Origin of the sequence: Halobacterium yunchengense (assembly GCF_037031165.1) — an archaeon.
GTDB classification, from domain to species: domain Archaea; phylum Halobacteriota; class Halobacteria; order Halobacteriales; family Halobacteriaceae; genus Halobacterium; species Halobacterium yunchengense.
On record NZ_JAYEZL010000004.1, the window covers coordinates 324,411 to 342,491 of the forward strand.

Below are 18,081 nucleotides of genomic sequence, written 5' to 3' on the forward strand. Positions count from 1 at the left end.
CGGACCGGTCGCGCGGTCAGTCACTGCTCGTCCTCGTCGACGAGCGTCGCCTCGACGAGCCGAGCGGCCCCGCGGCGGAGCCGGCCGCTGACCGCGCTCTCGGAGATGCCGAGGAGCTCCGACAGCTCCGCGAGCGTGACGTCCTGGTCCTCGTCGTAGTAGCCGTTGGCGTACGCCGCGACGAGCGCCTCGATCTGTGGCTCCGTGAGGCTGAACTCCGTGCCGGCGTCCACGTCGTAGCCGTCGCCGTCGGTCTGGCGGATCTCCAGGACCTCGACGTGGACGTCGTGGTCCTGCGCGAAGCGGTCGACGTCGCGCAGCGCGTCGCGGTCACGCAACTGGAGTTCGAGCGCCCAGCCGGTGTCGCGGTTCCACGACCGGAGGACGAGGCCGCCGACCTCTGTCATCGAGGGGGTGACCAGCGTCGCGGACTCGCTGTACACCACGCGGTAGGTCCGCGCGTCGCCGGACCCGTCGACGGCCGCGTAGGACGCGACCGTGTGGTCGGCGTCCAGCGACCGCTCGAACGCCGCGAAGTTCGCAGTCCGGACGACGAAGTAGTGGCCGTCGCGCTCCGGGGCGGTGCCCGCGTGCGCGACGGCCTCGATGTCCGCCTCCGGCAGCTGGCGGATGGTCGGCACGAGCGCGAGGTCCCGGTGGTCGACGAACACCGTCGTCGTGATCACTGTCCCGTCGCCCCCGTTCGGTGGTCGCTGTGGCCGGCCGCACCGCCGGCGGTGGCTGTTCGGGTCACGGTTCCGGTTCGTCGACGGCGAGCGTCGTCCCGATGAGCGACCGCATGCCGCGCCTGAGGCAGCCGCTCACCGCGGACGGTGACTGGTCCAGCGTCTCCGCGACCGATTCCAGCGAGGCCTCCCGGGGGTCCGTGAAGTAGCCGCACTCGTAGGCGGCCCGGAGCGCGCGCTTCTGCTCGTCGGTGAGCGCGTCGCCGACCGGGTACTGCGTCGCCGCGTCCGTCTGCCGGAGGACGTCGAGGATCTCGAACGCGAAGCCCTCGTCCCGGGCGTGCTCCCAGACGTCGTGGACCGCAGCGGTGTCCGGCGTCGACCACCGCTCGACCCACCCCCTGGGCTGGTGGTCCGCGCTCGCGCTGCGCGCGTCCACGACGAAGCCCCCGGCAGCCACGACCGCCGGCCCGAGCAGTTCCGTCTCGGAGGCGAACTCGATGCCCCAGAAGTCGTGGCCGCCGAACCCCTCGATCTCCCGGGCGTCCCGGACCGTGTGGTCGGCCTCGAGCGCGTCACGGAGCCGCCCGTCGGGCGCGCCCTCGAACGCGAACGCGTAGACGACGCGCTCAGGGTCGGTGCGCGTGTCCGGGAGGACGCGGACGTCGACGTCGGGCAGCGCTGCGAGTGTGTCTGCGAGCGCGCCGTCCTCGTGTCCGAACCGGACTTCCGTGAACGTGGCCATCTGGGGGTCGGCGGCCGGCCCGGGGCGGCCGACTGCGTACCACATGGTCGGGCAGGCCCCGCCTTAACCCCTTGGGTCGTGCTGACACGCCGACGGTCCGGCCAGTCAACCGAGGGCCCGGCTAGTCGCCCGACGGTCCAGTGGGGCACGCGGCGGCCCAGTGGATCACCCGACGGTCCAGTGGGTCACGCGGCGGCCCAGTGGGTCACTCGACGGCGGAGGCCTCCCGGAGACAGTCGACGACGTCGTCGTGCGTGATCTCGCGTTCACCCTCTGTGGCCAGGCGGCCCACGACGAGGTCCAGGAGGTTCAGCTCGCGGAGCATCTCGAGTGCGTCCTCGCGGTCGACGTCGATGTCCTGTCTGACCTCGTAGATGGTGTTCGACGTCCGGACCGTCTCCACGAGCGTGTCCACGGTGACGTCGTCCGGGAGACCGATGCCGTCGGACAGGACGACCGGCCTGGCGTCCTCGCTGCTGTTCGACGGGCGGGCGTCCTCGCTGCTGCTCGACAGCTGGCCGTCACTGCCGTCTGCCGGTTGGCCGACATCGCTGCCGGCCGCCTTGTCGTCGCTGCGGTCCGCCGACTGGCCGCCGTCACTGCCCGTCTGGTAGGTCGTCGGCTCGTGGATGTCGTGTTCGATCATGTACCGGCGGACCGTCTCCCCGGTGACGTCCATCGGCAGCGCGTCGGCCATCTCCGAGAACGTCTCGCAGGACTCGTAGACGTCCGCGAGCAGCGCCCTGTCCTTGAACGGCGGGACCTCGCACTCGCTGGGCTTCGTCGGTCCGGAAGCGTCCCCGGCGACGGACGACGAACGACGCTGCGTGGCGTCGTCGCGCTCGTCCTCGCTCTCGTCGTCGACCGCGACGCTGTCACCCCCGAGCGTCGGTTCGTCGCCCTCGCCGTCGCCGTCGTCCTCGTCGGCGCTGACCGGGCGGGTGGCGGTGCCACCGTCCCCCGCGACGGGCGGCCCGTCTGTCGCTGACGCGGCCGCGGTCTGGTCGTCTGTCGCCGACGCAGCCGCACCGTGGTCGTCCTCGGGGAGACCGGCTTCGGCGTCTCCGTCCGGCGGCGACTGCGCGGCGGTCGCCGGGACGGTCGCTGCGAGCGTGACGGTCGCCGTCCCGTCGCCGTTCAGGGCTGCCGCGGTCGGTTCGACGGCGACGTCGTGGTCGGTGTCCGTCGGCAGGTCCGACGCCGCGCCGAGCGCGAACCTGACGGTCCCGTCGGCCCCCACCACGGGGTCCGAGAGCTCGATGCAGTCGGCCGGACCGGTCGACAGCGCGACGGTGAGTTCGAGGTCCGCGGCGAGCCGGCGGTCGCCGACGTCGGTGACCGCGGCGACGTCGAAGCACTCGACGGCGTCCGTCTGGCGCTCGCAGTCGTCCAGGAAGCGGCCGAGCTCCTGGAGTTCGTTCCCCACGCCCATGTCGTGTGTTGGCACTCCGGGGAGCGGAATAAATCCTCACGGCAAATTATGCAGGCCATTAAGGTGCGACGGCCCGCCTCTCGCGGCCGGAGTGACACAGTTTTGGTGCTCCGGCGGCAACTAATCGGTATGGCTTCGCTGCCAGACACGCCGGTCGTCCAGCCGGGGCCAGACGCCGACAGAGCGTTCAGCCTCGGCGTGTACGCCGCGACCGCGCTCGCCGTCGGGCTCGCGGCGCTCCTCTACGCGACCGGGACCGTCAACGGCTTCCACGTCGGGGTCGCGTTCGTCACCGGACTCCCCGTCTACCTCGTGGTCGTCGCCATCGCGCTGAGCGCGTGGCTCGGCTTCGACCCCGACGTCACCGATCTCCAGCCGGTGTCGCCGGACGGGGAGCGGACGGAGCGGCGGTAGCCGCGCGGCCGACGCCGGCGCCGCCCGCTCGCGTCACTCCTCGGACTGCTGTTTCGCGGAGAGCTTCGCCTGCTCGCGCGCGCTCGGGTTCACCGACTCCTTGAACGGCACCTTCGCGACCGTCGCGTACACCGGCTCGCCGGGCTCCTCGGCGTACTCGTCCGGCAGGTGGACGCGGAACTCCGTGTCGAGGTCCGCGTCGTACACGCGGTCGTCGAGGGGCGCCTCGAGTTTCTCCGCCGGCACGAACCCGAGCGCGATGTTCGTCTCCAGGTCCGGGTTGTACCACGGCGACGTCACGTACCCGCACTCCTCGCCGGTCTCCGGGTCGGAGATGAGCCAGAAGTCCGGCGCGTAGTCCCGGATGGGCTCGCCCGCCATCTTGAGGCCGACGAGCTTGAGGTTGAACGGGTACTCGCCGTTCTCGATCTGTTCTTTCTGGGCCTCGAGGGCCTCCTTCCCGACGTAGTCGGCGTCCTTGTCGTCGGGGACGTGGTAGCCGAGGTTCACCTGGAACGGCGACGTCTCGTGGTCCATGTCCTGGCCCCACGAGAGGATGCCGGCCGCGATGCGGCGGTGGTGGCCGGGCGCGATCTGCATGCCGCCGTGGTCTTTCACGCTCTCGAGGACGGGGTCCCAGACGCGCTCGGCGTACTTCGAGGCGTCTTTCACGTACACCTCGAAGCCCTTCTCGCCGGAGAACCCGGTCTGGCTGATGAGCACCTCGCAGCCGTCGATCTCGGCGTCCATCAGGCCGTAGTAGGGGATGTCGCTGACCTCCTCGCCGACGACGTCGATCATCACGTCCTCCGAGAGCGGTCCCTGGATCTGCATCGGCGCGACGTCGATCTCGTCGATGTCGACGTCGAAGTCCATGCCGACGTTGACGCCCTGCAGCCACTGCATGAGCGTCGAGTCCGAGATGGAGAACCAGAACTCGTCCTCCTCGGGGCGCAACAGCACGGGGTCGTTGAGGATGCCGCCGTCCTCGTTGCAGAGGATGACGTACTTCCCGTGCATCGGCTCGATCTCCGTGGCGTCCCGCGTGATGACGTAGTTCGTGAGCGCCTCGGCGTCCGGGCCCTTCACGCGGATCTGGCGCTCGACCGCGACGTCCCAGAGCGTGACGCTGTTCGTCAGCGCCTCGTACTCGGCCATCGCGCCGCCGTCCTCGGGCTCGACGAGCCCGCGCGGGTGGTAGACGCGGTTGTAGACGGTGCAGCGCCACGCGCCCTCCTCGTTGAAGGACTTGTGGAAGAACGGCGACTTCCTGACGCGCGTGGACACGAGCATCTCGATCCCGGGGTCGCCGGTCTGGCGGAGGTTCCGCGGGAGCACTCTGTCGGACTGGTCGACGCCCGGGTGGTTCGGGTGTTGGTCGTCCGTCATCGGTGCTAGGTCCCGCTCGCCGAACCCTCATAAAAGACTCCCGTAGTCAGACCGAGGGGAAAATAGAGGAGGCGGTTCACAGCGCCCCTGTCGGCGTTTTTCTGGACTTCAGTGGATCGGCTCGTCGCGTCGCCGGTCAGGCGTCTGCCGGCCGAATCGCGGCGAACCACTACGTGTTCGAAAACCCACCATTTGTGGACTGGCGGGCCCGGCCGCGGCAGTCGCGACCGACGGGACGGGCTCCCAGGTCGACCGGGCACTCGAGGTCGACGAGGTGGCTTCCCGGGTCGAACGGGCAGGCGGGATCGAGGGAGTGTGCTCCCCGGTCGAACGGGGGATGTCGCCGTAACGGTCGTCACGAGCCGGATTCGGAACGTTTTCACGGACGCGACAGCTACGAGCAGTCACATGAGCCGACAGCGAGACGCCACCGAACGGTCACGAGTCCCGGACGCAGCCGCGTTCGAGCAGTATCTCCCCGCGACGCCGAGCCTCTCGAAGCCCGGCGTCGTCGAGCGCGTCGTCACCGCGCTGTTCCGCCGCCGCGGGCCCGTTCGCGTCCGCCGCAAGTAAGCGCCGTCGGGGCCGCGGTCGGTCCATCACTCCGACAGGACGGACTGCCGCCACGCCTCGGTGTCCGGGACCTGGTTGAACGTGTAGATGTGGAGGCCGCGGATGCCGTACTCGGGGTCGTCGGCGTACGGCGCCAGGCCCTCGACCAGGTCGTCGGGCGTGTACTTCCCGCGCGACCCCACGAGCTGGCGGACGAAGCCGAGGACGCCGCTGGTCTTCTTCAGGAACCGCACCGAGTCGCCGACGCCGACCTTCTGGGAGATGCCGAGCAGCCGCTGGTACTTCATCACGCCCGGGACGCCGACCTCCACGGGGAGGTCGACGCCGCGCTCGCGGACCGCTTCGATCCAGGAGACGATCGCCTCGGGGTCGTAGCAGAGCTGCGTCACGACGTACGTCGCGTACGGCGCCTTCTCCGCCATCGAGTCGTGGAGCGTGGCGTCGCTGAGGAACTCGTGGCCCTCCGGGTAGCCGGTGATGCCGACGTCCTCGAAGTCGTACCCGAGCTCCTCGAGGGAGACGAGGAGGTCGTGGGCGGAGTCGAACTCGCCCGCGGGCTCCTCGCGGTCGCCGCCCGGGACGAAGATGTCCGTGACGCCCGCGTCGACCAGGCGTCCCGCGACCTCGTCGAGGTGGTCGGGGCCCTCGACGTACCGCGCGGCGACGTGCGGCACGATCTCGTAGCCGGCCTCGGTCGCCCTCTCGGTCCACTCGAGGGTCGCGTCGAGCCCGAGCGTCGGCGACGTCGTGATGGCGATGGTGGCGCCGGCCGGGAGCGCCGCCATCTGGTCGGCGAAGCTGTCGAACGGCATCAGCTCGAATCTCGGGTCGGCGAGCAGCGCCGTCGTCCCGTCCGTCGTGTTCGAAGGCGTGTCGAGTGACATTGTTGGCGTCCCGGAGGCGTCACGCGTGACCGCAGCGGTCGGCTGGGCCGATTCCGGTTCGGCCGTCGTCGACGCGGCCGGTCTCCGCGGCCCCGTCGTCGCCGTCGCAGCGGTCGAGCGCTGTCGGAGAAAGGACCCAGGCCGCAGTTAGGTCTTTCCCGGCCCGCCGCCGCGCCGGTCGCGGCTCCGCAACTCCTGCCGGTTCGCTGAGGTGATGTGGAACGGGCCGCCGGCGCGGCACGCGTCCCCGCCGCGGCCCGCCGCCAGCCCACGTCATTGATACCCGTCGCGCCGAACGTAGGCATACGATGCGCGATTCCCACTTCGAACGCGGCTGCCTCGCCGGCGGTCGCGACCAGCGCGGAGGTGAGCGGCAGTGAGTTTCGTCCGCGACGGCAACGTCCTCGACGGGTCGGCGGTCAGCGACCACGTCCGCGGGCAGCTCCGGGACAGCGTCGACGCGCTCGCGGACGCGGGCGCGACGCCGAGTCTCGCGACGGTGCTGATGAGCACCGACCCCGCCAGCGAGACGTACGTGTCGATGAAACAGCGGGCCTGCGACGACCTCGGCATCGAGAGCGTCCACCGCGAACTCGACGCCGACGCGCCCGCGGCGGAGCTCTTCGAGACGGTCGAGGAGCTCAACGCCGACCCGGACGTGAACGGCATTCTCGTCCAGATGCCGGTGCCCGACCACGTCGACAAGCGCCGCGTCCTCCGGAGCATCGACCCCGCGAAGGACGTCGACGGCTTCCACCCGGAGAACGTCGGCCGCCTCGTCGCCGGCGACGCGCGGTTCAAGCCGTGCACCCCCCACGGCGTCCAGTTGCTGCTGGACGCGGCGGGCGTCGACCCCGCCGGCAAGCACGCGGTCGTCGTCGGGCGGTCGGACATCGTCGGGAAGCCGATGACGAATCTGCTCATCCAGAAGGACGCCGGCGGGAACGCCACGGTGACGGTCTGTCACTCCCGGACTGACGACGTCGGCGCACACACCCGCCAGGCGGACATCGTCATCGCGGCCGCGGGCGTCCCTGAGCTCGTCGACGGCGAGATGCTCTCGGCGGGCACGACGGTCGTCGACGTCGGCGTGAACCGCGTGGACGCGGACAACGAGAAGGGGTACGAGCTGGTCGGCGACGTCGACTTCGAGAGCGCGAAGGAGGTCGCGGGCCTCGTGACGCCGGTGCCGGGCGGCGTGGGCCCGATGACCATCACGATGCTGCTGTACAACACCGTGAAGGCGACGAGCCAGCAGGTCGACGTTCCCGTCGACCTCCCCGACACGGGGTCGCTCGGCCAGGAGGCGTGACCCGCGGATGACCACTGCCGACCACGGGACCGTGACGTTCGCCGACATCGAGGCGGCCCGCGAGCGCCTCGACGACCCCGACGTCGTGAAGCGGACGCCCGTCGAGCGCAGCACGACCCTCGAGTCGATGACGGGCGCCGAGGAGGTGGCGCTGAAGCTCGAACACCTCCAGTGGACGGGCTCGTTCAAGACCCGGGGCGCGTACAACAAGATCCAGGTGGCGCTCGCGGAGGGCGACGTCGACCACGTCGTCGCGGCGAGCGCCGGCAACCACGCGCAGGGCGTGGCGCTCGCGGCGACCGAGCTCGGCGTCGACGCCACCATCGTGATGCCGGAGCCCGCGCCCCAGACGAAAGTCGACGCGACCCGGGGCTACGGCGCGTCGGTCGAGCTCGTCGGGCAGGACTTCCAGGCGGCGATGTCGTTCGCCCAGGACCTCGTCGAGGAGACCGACGCGACGTTCGTCCACGCGTACGACGACCCGGAGATCGTCGCCGGACAGGGGACCCTGGGCGTGGAGATGCACGAGGACGTCCCGTCCGCCGATACGGTCCTCGTCCCCATCGGGGGCGGCGGCCTCGTCAGCGGCATCGCGACCGCGCTGGCGGAGCTCAGCCCGGAGACGCGGGTCGTCGGCGTCCAGGCGGAGGGCGCGGCGACCGTGCCGGCGAGCCTCGAGAAGGGCGTCCCGCAGACGCTGGACTCGGTGGACACCATCGCGGACGGCATCGCGACCGGCGGCGTCTCGGAGCTGACGCTGTCGATCATCGAGGAGCACGTCGACGAGGTGGTCACCGTCACGAACGGCGAGATCGCGGACGCCATCCTGCTGTTGATGGAGCGCGCGAAGCAGGTCGTCGAGGGCGCCGGCGCGGCCTCGGTCGCGGCGCTCACGTCGGGAGACCTCGACGTGGAGGGCGAGACGGTGGTCCCGCTGCTGTGCGGCGGGAACCTGGACATGACGATGCTCCGGACGGTGCTCATCCACGCGCTGACGCGGCGCCGCCAGGTGGTGCGGCTTCGCGTCCGCATCGACGACCGGCCGGGGAAGATGGCGGACCTCTCGGGGCTCATCGCGGAGTACGAGGCGAACATCCAGACCGTGCGACACGACCGGTCGCTGGTCGACCTCGACGTGGGGGAGGCCGACCTCATCTTCGAGCTCGAGACGAGCGGCCGGAAGCACACCCGGGACATCGTCGACGCCATCTCGGAGAACGGGTACAGCGTCGAGGTCGTCAGTCGGGCACAGGCCGCCGACGCGGACGGAGCGTGACCGGGCCGGGAGACCGCACGGCGGACCGTAGGGGGCGCCGTCGTCTCCCCGCCGCTGCCCTCGACTCGCTGGGTCGTCGTCTCCCCGCCGCTGCCCTCGACTCGCTGGGTCGTCGTCTCCCCGTCGCCGCGCCCGGTTCGCCGGACCTGTCAGTCGCGCCGACTTAAACCCCCGGATAGTTGCACATGAACGTTTATTATAGAATCTCGAAGTGTTTCCACCGAGGTACTGACTGATGCCAACGTGCCGCATAGTCGAACGAGCACGGGCGAACGACGGGCAGTCGGGACGGCACCAGGCACGACCAGCACGACACACACCACAGACAGGACAACCATGAGCGACGCATCCGCACGAGCGAACGACCGTGCACGCCGACTGAATCGAGGGGCAGCACGCGACAGACGGTGGAGGGGTGGCACATGACCGACGGAGACGACCAGACCACCGGGCAGACCTCCGACGGCCTCCAGGTGGAGCTGTTCCACCCGGAGTCGGACCGCGAGCCCGGCGACACGAACATCCAGCGGTGGGGGTTCGACGTCCACCCGGTCGTGTTCCCGCTGGCCGCCGTCATCATCGCGCTGTTCGTCGCCGTCACCCTCCTGATGGGGTCGGACGCGCGGACAGTGTACACGAACGTCTTCGACTTCATCAACAAGCACTTCGGGTGGTTCTACATCTTCGCGGTGAACGTGTTCATCATCGCGCTGGTGTACTTCGCGCTCAGCAAGTACGGGAAGATCAGGCTCGGCGGCGTCGAAGCCGACCAGGAGTTCTCCACGTTCGCGTGGATGGCGATGCTGTTCAGCGCCGGGATGGGCATCGGCCTGATGTTCTTCAGTGTCGCCGAGCCGATGTGGCACCTCGGCACCGGCGGCGGCAACCTCTTCGGCGCCGAACCCGGCTCGGGCGCCGCGGCCGAGGCGGCGATGGGCGTCACGTTCTTCCACTGGGGGTTCCACCCGTGGGCGGTCTACGGCCTCGTCGCGCTCGGCCTCGGGTTCTTCTCGTTCAACCGCGGGCTCCCACTGACCTTCCGGTCGGTGTTCTACCCGCTGCTCGGTGACCGCATCTACGACTGGCCGGGCCACGTCATCGACCTGGTGACGGTGTTCGCGACGCTGTTCGGCCTCGCGACGTCGCTGGGGCTCGGCGCCCAGCAAATCAACGTCGGCCTGAACCGCGTGACCGAGACGCTGGCGGGGTCGGCGCTGCTCGACGTCGGCACCGTCCCCCAGATCGGCATCATCGCCGTCATCACGGCCATCGCGACGCTGTCGGTCGCGGCGGGACTGGAGAGCGGCGTCAAGCGCCTCAGCACCATCAACGTCTACCTGATGGTGCTGTTCCTCGGGTTCATCCTCGTGGTCGGGCCGACGCTGTACCTCCTGGACAGCATCGTCCAGTCGACCGGCTTCTACCTCCAGAACCTCGCGTACATGTCGTTCTTCACCGAGAGCTTCATGGGCGAGGGCGTCGGCGGGTTCCCCGACGGCGGCTACGCCAACTGGCAGCACTTCTGGACGGTGTTCTACTGGGGCTGGTGGATCGCGTGGTCGCCGTTCGTCGGCCTGTTCATCGCCCGCATCTCGCGCGGGCGGACGGTCCGCCAGATGGTGCTCGGCGTGCTGTTGATCCCGACGGCGTTCTCGTTCGTCTGGCTCGGCAGCTTCGGCGGCGCAGCCATCTACGCGGAGAACATCATCGGCAGCGGCCTCTACGAGACCCTGACGACCGCGGAGACCGCCGGTCAGGCGCGGGCGATGTTCGGGATGCTGGAGTCGTACCCGGTGACGACGCTGACGTCCATCGTCGCCATCACGCTGGTGGCGACGTTCTTCATCACGTCCTCGGACTCCGGGTCGCTGGTGGTCGACCACCTGACTTCCGGCGGCAAGCACGACGTGCCGCGCACCCAGCGCGTCTTCTGGGCGGTCACCGAGGGCACCGTCGCCGCCGCCATCCTCTGGGGTGGCGGCTCCGCGGCGCTGAACGCCCTGCAGACCGCGGCAATCGCGACCGGCCTGCCGTTCGCCGCCATCCTGCTGTTGATGGTGTACACGGTCTACCTCGGGCTGGACTCGGAGTACCAGATCCTCCAGTCCGAGGAGTTCCGCGAACGCATCAGCGAGATCAGCAGCGAGGACGACATCGAGGTCGACCGCTCGGGCACCGACGTCGTGACCGACATCACCGACAGCTCGGAGACCGGCTCCGGGGACTGACGGCCGCCCGCGAGCGGCTCTTTTCGCGGCGCCACCGCCGACAGTCGCGACGCCCGGCGCACCCTGAGCGCACGTGACGCCGACCGGGTGCCGCGCCCGTCAGTAGTACTTCCACTCGTCGTCAGTTTCGCCGTCCCCGCGTTCGACGGCCTCGCGTTCCTCGTCCGCGTCTGCCGTTCCGGCGTCCTCGTCGGGCCAGTCGACGCCGCCGGTCAGCGACCGGTAGGCGAACGCGACGAGCGCCACCACCACGAGCGCCAGCACCAGCGTTCCGGCGAGCCCGACGAGGGCCGTGACCGCGTCCGGCAACCCCTGTTGGGTCAGTGCGTCCACCGACCCGCGTTGCGTGTTAGCGCCTGGCACGACGACCATACGTAATGCAGGGCGCCGAGCCGGTTGAACGTTCGGCCGCGCGGCGCCGACCGCCGCGACCGCAGGCCCTCACGACGAGGACTCGGCGACTGGCTCGGCGTCGACCGACGCGTGCACCCACTCGCGGACCGCGCCGCCGATACCCAGGGAGACGACGCCGAACCAGACGACGGCCCCGACGGACAGCGGCGCTGCGGCCAGCGCGGCCGCGCCGGCCGCGCCGGCGAGCAGTCCCTGGGTCGCGGTCGCGCCGACGGCGAGGTCCGCGACGGTGCTGCCGACCACCGTGAACCCGAGCGCCGCGGCGACGCCGACGAGCACGACCGCGAACGCGAGCCCCGCGTCCCCCGAGGCCCCACCGAACAGCCGGTACGTCGAGAACTTGTTCGCGAGGTAGACGCCGGCGAAGACGAGGACCGCGTGCGTCGACAGGCCGTAGGCGAGCGACGCGAGGACGCTGTCCGTCCACGTCGCCTGCGCCCGGTCGACGACGTCCGCCGCGCGCCACCGGAGCAGCCCACCGACGACGGCGACCAGGCAGAACGCCGCGACGGCCCGCACCGCCGCCGGCGCGGCCGCCACGGCGCTCGGGTCGACCACGCCCGTCTGGCCGCCGGCCGCGGCGGCAGTCACGATCGTCGTCGGTGCGAGGAGCGGGTCCATCGACCGCGGTGTTCTGGCCGGGGGCACGAATAGCTGTCGGCGCCGCGAACTCGCGGGACGCGGCGCGTCGGCCGGCGAATCGGAGAGCGGCCCGTCGCTGGGTGGCTCGCGCGGCGTCCACGACGCCTCCAGCACGAATATGGTCGTTCGCCCCCAACGACCGGACGAATGGGCGTCCCAGGGAAGCTCTACCGCGCCGGCAGGCGGCTCCTCGAGCGCCTGGTCGCGCCGCTCCGCCGGGACGAGTCACTGGAGCCGTTCACGCTCGCCATCCCCGAGGCCCAGACCACCACCGTCGACAGCGTCCAGGGGTGGCAGAACCGGCCGCCGGCGGTGCTCCGGTGTCCGGGCTGCGGCGGCGAGCTGACCCAGTCGCAGGCGATCGAGCGCCTCGACTGCGCGACGTGCTGGCGGGACTTCCCCTCGGAGACGTTCGCGGAACACGACCTGCTCGCGCTGGTGTGTCCGCGCTGCGACGCCGAGATGGAGCACGGACAGCGCCACCCCAAGATGTACGACGTCCCGGAGTGGGCGACCTGCCCGGACTGCCGGTACCACTGGGACCTCGACCACTGGTACTGACGTCGAATCCCGACCACCGGGACTACGCCGAATCCCGACCACTGGAACCGACTGCCGCTCGCGTTCCCGGCAGTCCCGGTCCAGGTCCGCCCGGGAGCCGCCAGTGGCCGGTCACTCGCGCTCGCCGGAAACCCTATTGTGTGTCATCGAGAACCCACGCCAACCGACGAATCATACCCGTGACCTACCAGTCGACACTGCTGACGGCGATTCCGGTCGTCCTGTTCGCGGTCGGAGTGCTCGCGTTCCTGGCGGGCGAACGCCTCGTCGCCGGCGTCTGCTTCCTGGCGCTGGCGCTCGCCATCTACTTCCGGGAGACGCGACTGTGAGCGACGCGGCCCCCGCGGACCGAACCCGTGGAGGGTCGCGGCCGCGGCGCACGACCGGTGGTCGGTCCGGCCGTCACTCGTTCTCGTGTCGCCGCAGCGTCGTGACCGGGACCTCCGCCGACCGCAGCACCTTCTCGGCGGTGCTGCCGAGCAGGCCGCCGAGTCGGCCGCGGTAACCCGACCCCATCACGATGAGGTCGATGTCGTGTTCCTCGACGTACTCGTTGATCTCCTCGTGGACGCGCGGGCCGACCTCGACGGCCGTCTCGGCCTCGACGCCGAGCCCTTCGGCGGCCGACGCGACGTCGTTGAGGACGCCCTCGCCGTACTCGCGGGCCCGCTGTTGCTGGTTCTCCATCGACTCGGAGTCCCAAGGGTTCCCGCCCTTCTCGACGACGTAGAGGGCGTGTACGGTCGCCCCGACTGCGGCCGCGAGTTCGACGCCGTGGTCCTCTCCTTTCACCGCCTCCGTGCTCCCGTCGGTCGGAACCAGAATGTTGTCGTACATCGTCCTCCCTCGGCCGCTGTTCGCAAGTCGACAGGAAATACTTTTTCACGGTCGAGCGTCGGCAGCACGCGACGCCCACTCGCACCGGTACGAGCGGAGTCGGCGGCGGCACAAGCCTGTCACGTGGAGCCGTCAGAGCCACACTCCGACCTGCGAGGCCGCCGATTCTACGGGAGAGAGAGGTTGACAAACACGGTCTCTGCAGTCGGGAGCGTCGGCAGCCGGCCGTCCCGCCGCGGCGGCGAGCCGACCCCGAACCACAAGCTACCAGCTCCGTGGTAATTGTGGGTTCGTCACTGGGCCTCCGCGTCGCCACTGAACAGCGACACCGGGTCGCCGCGCACGGACCGACCGAGCAGGCGGGCGCCGACGTCCGTCGGGCTGACGACGTCGTCCGCGCCGACGTCCGCGAGCGTCTCGACGTGCTTGCTGTCGGTCGCCGCGGCGACGATGCGGACGTCGGGGTTCGCCTTCCGGGCCGCCAGCACCGCCAGGACGTCCCGGGCGTCGTCGTCGGTCGCCACTACGACGCCCGAGGCGGTCTCGACTCGCGCGTCGCCGATGACGTCGCCGTCGGTCGGGTCGGCCGTCAGCACGTTCACGCCGGCGTCCCGCAGCGAGGACGCGGCGGCCGTGTCCTCGGTGACGACGACGACGTCCGTCGACTCGTCGAAGGTGTCCAGCAGCGGTGCGGTCAGGTCGCCGTGGCCGAGGACCAGCACGTGGTCCTCGAACAGCGAGAGTTCTGAAGCGCTCATTTGTCCGAATGCACTCGATATCCGCGACTCGATGGCCGGGACGACCAGCGACCCGGTCGCGACGGTGAACGACCCGGTGCCGAGGACGATCACCGACAGCGTGAACAGTTTCGCGAGCGACGACGTCGGCGTCATGTCGCCGTACCCGACGGTGGTTCCGGTGACGATGATGTAGTAGAACGCGTCGGTCAGCGTGTCGATCCGCACGAACTCCCCGCGGAGCACGTACGCGCCGACGGTGCCGTACACCTGGACGCCGACGAACGCCGCCACCGCCGCCGTCTGGAACGCCGAGAGGGATACGGCCTCGTCGAACTGCCGGCGGTTCCGGACGACGTGCGGGACGGCGACGGCGCTCGCCACCAGCAGCGGGAGGTCCGTCGCGGACGCGGTCACGAGCGGGACGAGCGCGACCAGCGGGAGCGCGACGAGCACGCCGTAGAACGCGACGCGCAGGCGCCGCTGGAGGCCGACGGTCAGCGCTGCCAGCACGAACGCCCAGAGGACGCCGTACAGCCGAACCACGCCGCTCGCGCCCGGGGCCAGACCGGCGAGCGGCCCGCCGAGTGAGACGGTCGGCTGGGTGAGGTGGGACAGCCCCGTCAGGAACGAGACGACCGCCACCGTCGACAGTAACAGGACCGTCGTCTTCGCGCCGGAGAGCCCGGACCAGTCCACCAGGCGGACGCGCTCCGAGCGGTCGAACAGTTCCTCGAGGGCGACGTCCCCCCGGCCGTCGCGTGCGTCGGTCACAGCCAGTACACGTTGGACCCACCGACGTATAAACGTGTGCGACGGTACCACTCCACACGGAATCGGCCTGCGGCGTGAGTACGGCGTCACACGCATTCGGCCTACAGCGTGAGTACAGCGTCACACGCATTCGGCCTACAGCGTGAGTACAGCGTCACACGCAGTCGGCCTGCCCCGAGACCCGCTCTCGCGTGCGTCATACCTATGCCGGACCGCCGAGAAGTGTGCGCCATGACAACGCGGAGCGACGGCCTGCTGGAGCGCCGCCTCCGGCAGCTGTTGCTCCCCGTCGCCGTGCTCTCCGGCGGCCTCGTCGTCACGGGCTTCTTCTTCCCCGGGTTCGTCGGGTCCACCGTCTCCGGGCGCGGCTGGCTGGTCGTCTCGCTGCTGTTTTTCAGCGCCGGCCTCTCCTACCTCGCCGTCCTCCCGTCGGCGACCGACCAGCCGGCGGACGGCGACGGCCGGTCTGCGCGCTACCTCCTCCGCATCCGCCACGGCCACCTCCGCCCCCTCGTCGCGCCGTTCGTCGCCAGACAGGACCCGGTGACCTTCGGCGTGCCGGTCGCCGTCCTCACCGCGTTCTTCGCCGTCCGCCTGCTCGCGCCCGACGCGACCACCGCCGCCATCGGCGCCGCGAAGGCGCTCGCGTTCGGCGACCTCGGCTGGGTGTTCCTCGCCGCGATGGTCGTCGCCGTCGCGTACGCCGCCTTCCTCGTCGTCGGCCCCTGGGGGGACGTCCGCCTCGGCGGCCCGGACGCGGAACCGACGTACACGTACCCGACGTACTTCGCGCTGTTCTTCACCGCCGGCATCGCCGCCGGCATCGTCTTCTGGGGGCCGGCGGAAGCCCTGTTCCACTACCGCTCGCCACCGCCGTACTTCGGCGCCGCCCCGCAGTCCGAGGTGGCCGCCGTCGACGCGCTCGCGTACACGCTCTTCCACTGGGGCGCGTCGGCCTGGAGCGCGTACCTCGTCGTCGGCGTCCCCATCGCGTACTTCGTCCACAACCGCGGCGCGCCCCTCCGCGTGTCGACGCTGCTGGCGCCGCTCCTCGGCGTCGACCGCCTCGACGGCCGAGCCGGGAAGACCGTCGACGTGCTCGCCGTCTTCGCCACCATCGGCGGCGTCGGCACCTCCATCGCGTTCGTCAGCCGGCAGTTCCTCACCGGCATCGACTACCAGTGGAGCGTCTCCTACGGCCTGTTCGGCCCCGTCGCGCTCGTCGCCGGCCTCACCGTCATCTACCTCATCCCCGCCCAGACCGGCGTCCACCGCGGCGTCCGCCGCGTCGCCGGCGTCACCGTCGCGCTGTTCGGCCTGTTCGTCGCGCTCCTGCTCGCGCTCGGGCCGCGCGGGTTCGTCCTCGACAGCGGCGTCGCCGCCCTCGGCCGGTACGCCGTCCACTTCGCCGGCATGAGCGCACACGCCGGCGGCCAGTGGGTGGCCGACTGGACGGTCTGGAACTGGTCGTGGTGGTTCTCGTGGGCGCCGTTCGCCGGCCTGTTCCTCGCCGCGCTCTCGACCGGCCGGACGGTCCGCACGGTCGTGCTCACGGCCGTCGGTGCGACGTCCCTGGCGACGGTGCTGTGGTTCCTCGTGATGGGCGGGACGACGCTCGCCGTCCAGCACACGGGCCGGGCGGACGTCCTCGCCGCCGTCGACGCCTACGGCGGCTCCGAGGCCGTCGCCGGCTTCCCCGTGCTCGCCGCGCTCCCCATGAGTCGGCTCCTGATGTTCCTGTTCCTCGCGCTCATCGTCGTCTTCATCACCACGTCCGCCGCCGTCTCCACGCTCGTCGTCGCCATCCTCGGCACGGAACGCGGCTCCGTGCCGACGACCGGCAGCATCGCCTTCTGGGGGGCGGTCCAGGGCGTCGTCGCGACGGCCGTCCTGCTGGTCGGCGGCGGCCAGTCGCTGCAGGACCTCGCCGTCCTCACGGGCGGACCGTTCGCCGTGCTCTCGGTGGTCGCGCTCGGCGGCCTCACGTGGACGTTCCGCCGCGACGAACGCGGCCACCGGTCGCTCCCGGGGAAGGTCCGCGCGTACCTCGACGACCGCGACGTCACGCTCGTCCCGGAGCGACCGGACCTCAGGGACGACGAGACGGACTGACGGCGCCCCACCGCACGAGCCCGAGTGGCCGACCCCCGTTACTTGCGTTGGGTTCGGCCGACCCCCTACTGCCGTTCTCGGCCGGCCGACCCCCTACTGCCGTTCCCGGATGGCGTCGTTGAGCGCTGGCACGACCTCGTGGAGGTCGGCGACGACCGCGTAGTCGGCCTTCTGGACGATGGCCGCCTCCGGGTCGGTGTTGATCGCGAGGATGTTCTCGGCGCCCTTGCAGCCGACCATGTGCTGGACGGCGCCGCTGATGCCGCAGGCGATGTAGAGCTTCGGCGAGATCTTCGCGCCCGTCTGGCCGACCTGGTCGTCGTGGGGCCGCCACCCCTCGTTGACGGCGGCCCGCGACGCGCCAACGGTCCCGCCGAGGAGGTCCGCGAGCTCCTCGAGCTTGTCGTAGTCCTCGGGGCCGCCGACGCCGCGGCCGCCGCCGACGACGACCCTGGCTTCGCCCAGCGGCACGCCCTCCGTGTCGGACTCCTCGTAGCGGTCGACCTGCACGCGGAAGTCGTCGTCGTCGAGCGCCGGTTCGAACGTCGACACGTCGGGCGCGGTCGCGTCCGCCGCCGGTTCGGCGCCGACCTCGTGTTCGGCGGCCGTCAGCAGCTTCGGCCCGCCGGTGACGCGCGCCTCCTCCAGGAGGCTGCCGCCCCAGCGCTGTCGGGTCACCTCGTACTCGTCGCCGTCGACGGTCGCGTCCAGGCAGTTCGTCACCATCGACACCTCGCGGCGCGCGGCGACGTGCGCGAGCACCTCGTGGCCGCGGTCCGTCCCCGGCGCGACGACTGCCCGGTGTCCGCCGTCGTCCAGCACCTGGTCGAGGCTCTCCGCGCGCGCCTCCGGTGCGTACCGGTCGAACCGGTCGTGGACGACGACCCGGAGGTCGCCGACGCCGTAGTCGGCGAGGTCGTCCGCGAGGGCGTCGCCGTCGCCGTCGAACGCCACCGCGTCCACGCCAGCGTCCGTCTGCGCGGCCAGCTCGCGGGCGAACGTGACGGCCTCGAGCGACGAGTCCGCGACGCCGCCCTCGTCGTGTTCGACGACTGCGAGCACCAC

18 protein-coding genes are annotated in these 18,081 nt (G+C 70.9%); 8 read left to right on the forward strand and 10 right to left on the reverse strand.

Going from position 1 to position 18,081, the window contains the following annotated elements:
* Window positions 1-20: 20 nt before the first annotated feature.
* The 3 genes from U5911_RS13625 to U5911_RS13635 form a co-directional block, all read right to left on the reverse strand.
* Window positions 21-686, reverse strand: a complete 666-nt coding sequence (locus U5911_RS13625) for a helix-turn-helix domain-containing protein (protein ID WP_336037581.1) — start codon at window positions 684-686, stop codon at window positions 21-23.
* A gap of 64 nt (window positions 687-750) precedes the next feature.
* Window positions 751-1,476 (reverse strand): helix-turn-helix domain-containing protein, encoded by a 726-nt coding sequence (locus U5911_RS13630; protein ID WP_336037582.1) that lies wholly within the window; start codon window positions 1,474-1,476, stop codon window positions 751-753.
* Window positions 1,477-1,636: 160 nt separating this feature from the next.
* Entirely contained in the window at window positions 1,637-2,863 is a 1,227-nt protein-coding gene (locus U5911_RS13635; protein ID WP_336037583.1) for a DUF8073 domain-containing protein, read from the reverse strand.
* Between the two features lie 129 nt (window positions 2,864-2,992).
* On the opposite strand from U5911_RS13635, the gene U5911_RS13640 reads away from it, so the two are divergent.
* Window positions 2,993-3,277 carry a hypothetical protein gene (locus tag U5911_RS13640; protein WP_336037584.1) on the forward strand — a complete coding sequence of 95 codons (285 nt, stop codon included), beginning with the start codon at window positions 2,993-2,995 and terminating at the stop codon, window positions 3,275-3,277.
* 33 nt (window positions 3,278-3,310) lie between these two features.
* Here the strand turns inward: U5911_RS13640 and U5911_RS13645 are convergent, their stop codons facing one another.
* The gene (locus tag U5911_RS13645; RefSeq protein ID WP_336037585.1) at window positions 3,311-4,666 is read right to left on the reverse strand and encodes an aminomethyltransferase family protein; all 1,356 of its coding nucleotides are present in this window, start codon (window positions 4,664-4,666) and stop codon (window positions 3,311-3,313) included.
* A gap of 408 nt (window positions 4,667-5,074) precedes the next feature.
* On the opposite strand from U5911_RS13645, the gene U5911_RS13650 reads away from it, so the two are divergent.
* Entirely contained in the window at window positions 5,075-5,239 is a 165-nt protein-coding gene (locus U5911_RS13650; protein ID WP_336037586.1) for a hypothetical protein, read from the forward strand.
* A gap of 26 nt (window positions 5,240-5,265) precedes the next feature.
* On the opposite strand, the gene U5911_RS13655 is transcribed toward U5911_RS13650, so the two are convergent.
* On the reverse strand, window positions 5,266-6,123 hold the full coding sequence (locus U5911_RS13655; RefSeq protein ID WP_336037587.1) for a methylenetetrahydrofolate reductase: 858 nt from the start codon (window positions 6,121-6,123) through the stop codon (window positions 5,266-5,268).
* A gap of 376 nt (window positions 6,124-6,499) precedes the next feature.
* On the opposite strand from U5911_RS13655, the gene U5911_RS13660 reads away from it, so the two are divergent.
* From U5911_RS13660 to U5911_RS13670, 3 genes are all read left to right on the forward strand, one after another.
* Window positions 6,500-7,435 carry a tetrahydrofolate dehydrogenase/cyclohydrolase catalytic domain-containing protein gene (locus U5911_RS13660; protein ID WP_336037588.1) on the forward strand — a complete coding sequence of 312 codons (936 nt, stop codon included), beginning with the start codon at window positions 6,500-6,502 and terminating at the stop codon, window positions 7,433-7,435.
* A 7-nt stretch (window positions 7,436-7,442) separates the two neighbouring features.
* The gene (gene ilvA / locus U5911_RS13665; protein WP_336037589.1) at window positions 7,443-8,711 is read left to right on the forward strand and encodes a threonine ammonia-lyase; all 1,269 of its coding nucleotides are present in this window, start codon (window positions 7,443-7,445) and stop codon (window positions 8,709-8,711) included.
* Between the two features lie 422 nt (window positions 8,712-9,133).
* Complete coding sequence (locus U5911_RS13670; RefSeq protein WP_336037590.1) at window positions 9,134-10,939, forward strand: BCCT family transporter; 1,806 nt, start codon at window positions 9,134-9,136, stop codon at window positions 10,937-10,939.
* 99 nt (window positions 10,940-11,038) lie between these two features.
* On the opposite strand, the gene U5911_RS13675 is transcribed toward U5911_RS13670, so the two are convergent.
* Both U5911_RS13675 and U5911_RS13680 read right to left on the reverse strand, forming a co-directional pair.
* Window positions 11,039-11,311, reverse strand: a complete 273-nt coding sequence (locus U5911_RS13675; RefSeq protein WP_336037592.1) for a hypothetical protein — start codon at window positions 11,309-11,311, stop codon at window positions 11,039-11,041.
* Between the two features lie 69 nt (window positions 11,312-11,380).
* Complete coding sequence (locus U5911_RS13680; protein ID WP_336037593.1) at window positions 11,381-11,974, reverse strand: hypothetical protein; 594 nt, start codon at window positions 11,972-11,974, stop codon at window positions 11,381-11,383.
* A gap of 168 nt (window positions 11,975-12,142) precedes the next feature.
* Here U5911_RS13680 and U5911_RS13685 point away from each other — a divergent pair, with 168 nt between their 5' ends.
* A complete protein-coding gene (locus U5911_RS13685; RefSeq protein ID WP_336037594.1) occupies window positions 12,143-12,556 on the forward strand; it encodes a hypothetical protein in 414 nt (137 codons plus the stop codon).
* A 179-nt stretch (window positions 12,557-12,735) separates the two neighbouring features.
* Entirely contained in the window at window positions 12,736-12,885 is a 150-nt protein-coding gene (locus U5911_RS13690; RefSeq protein WP_336037595.1) for a hypothetical protein, read from the forward strand.
* A 73-nt stretch (window positions 12,886-12,958) separates the two neighbouring features.
* Here the strand turns inward: U5911_RS13690 and U5911_RS13695 are convergent, their stop codons facing one another.
* A complete protein-coding gene (locus tag U5911_RS13695; protein WP_336037596.1) occupies window positions 12,959-13,393 on the reverse strand; it encodes a universal stress protein in 435 nt (144 codons plus the stop codon).
* A gap of 293 nt (window positions 13,394-13,686) precedes the next feature.
* Window positions 13,687-14,904: an NAD-binding protein gene (locus U5911_RS13700; protein WP_336037597.1), complete on the reverse strand. Its 1,218-nt coding sequence runs from the start codon at window positions 14,902-14,904 to the stop codon at window positions 13,687-13,689.
* Between the two features lie 231 nt (window positions 14,905-15,135).
* Here U5911_RS13700 and U5911_RS13705 point away from each other — a divergent pair, with 231 nt between their 5' ends.
* Entirely contained in the window at window positions 15,136-17,016 is a 1,881-nt protein-coding gene (locus U5911_RS13705) for a BCCT family transporter (RefSeq protein ID WP_336037598.1), read from the forward strand.
* Window positions 17,017-17,109: 93 nt separating this feature from the next.
* On the opposite strand, the gene U5911_RS13710 is transcribed toward U5911_RS13705, so the two are convergent.
* Entirely contained in the window at window positions 17,110-18,081 is a 972-nt protein-coding gene (locus U5911_RS13710) for an electron transfer flavoprotein subunit alpha/FixB family protein (RefSeq protein ID WP_336037600.1), read from the reverse strand.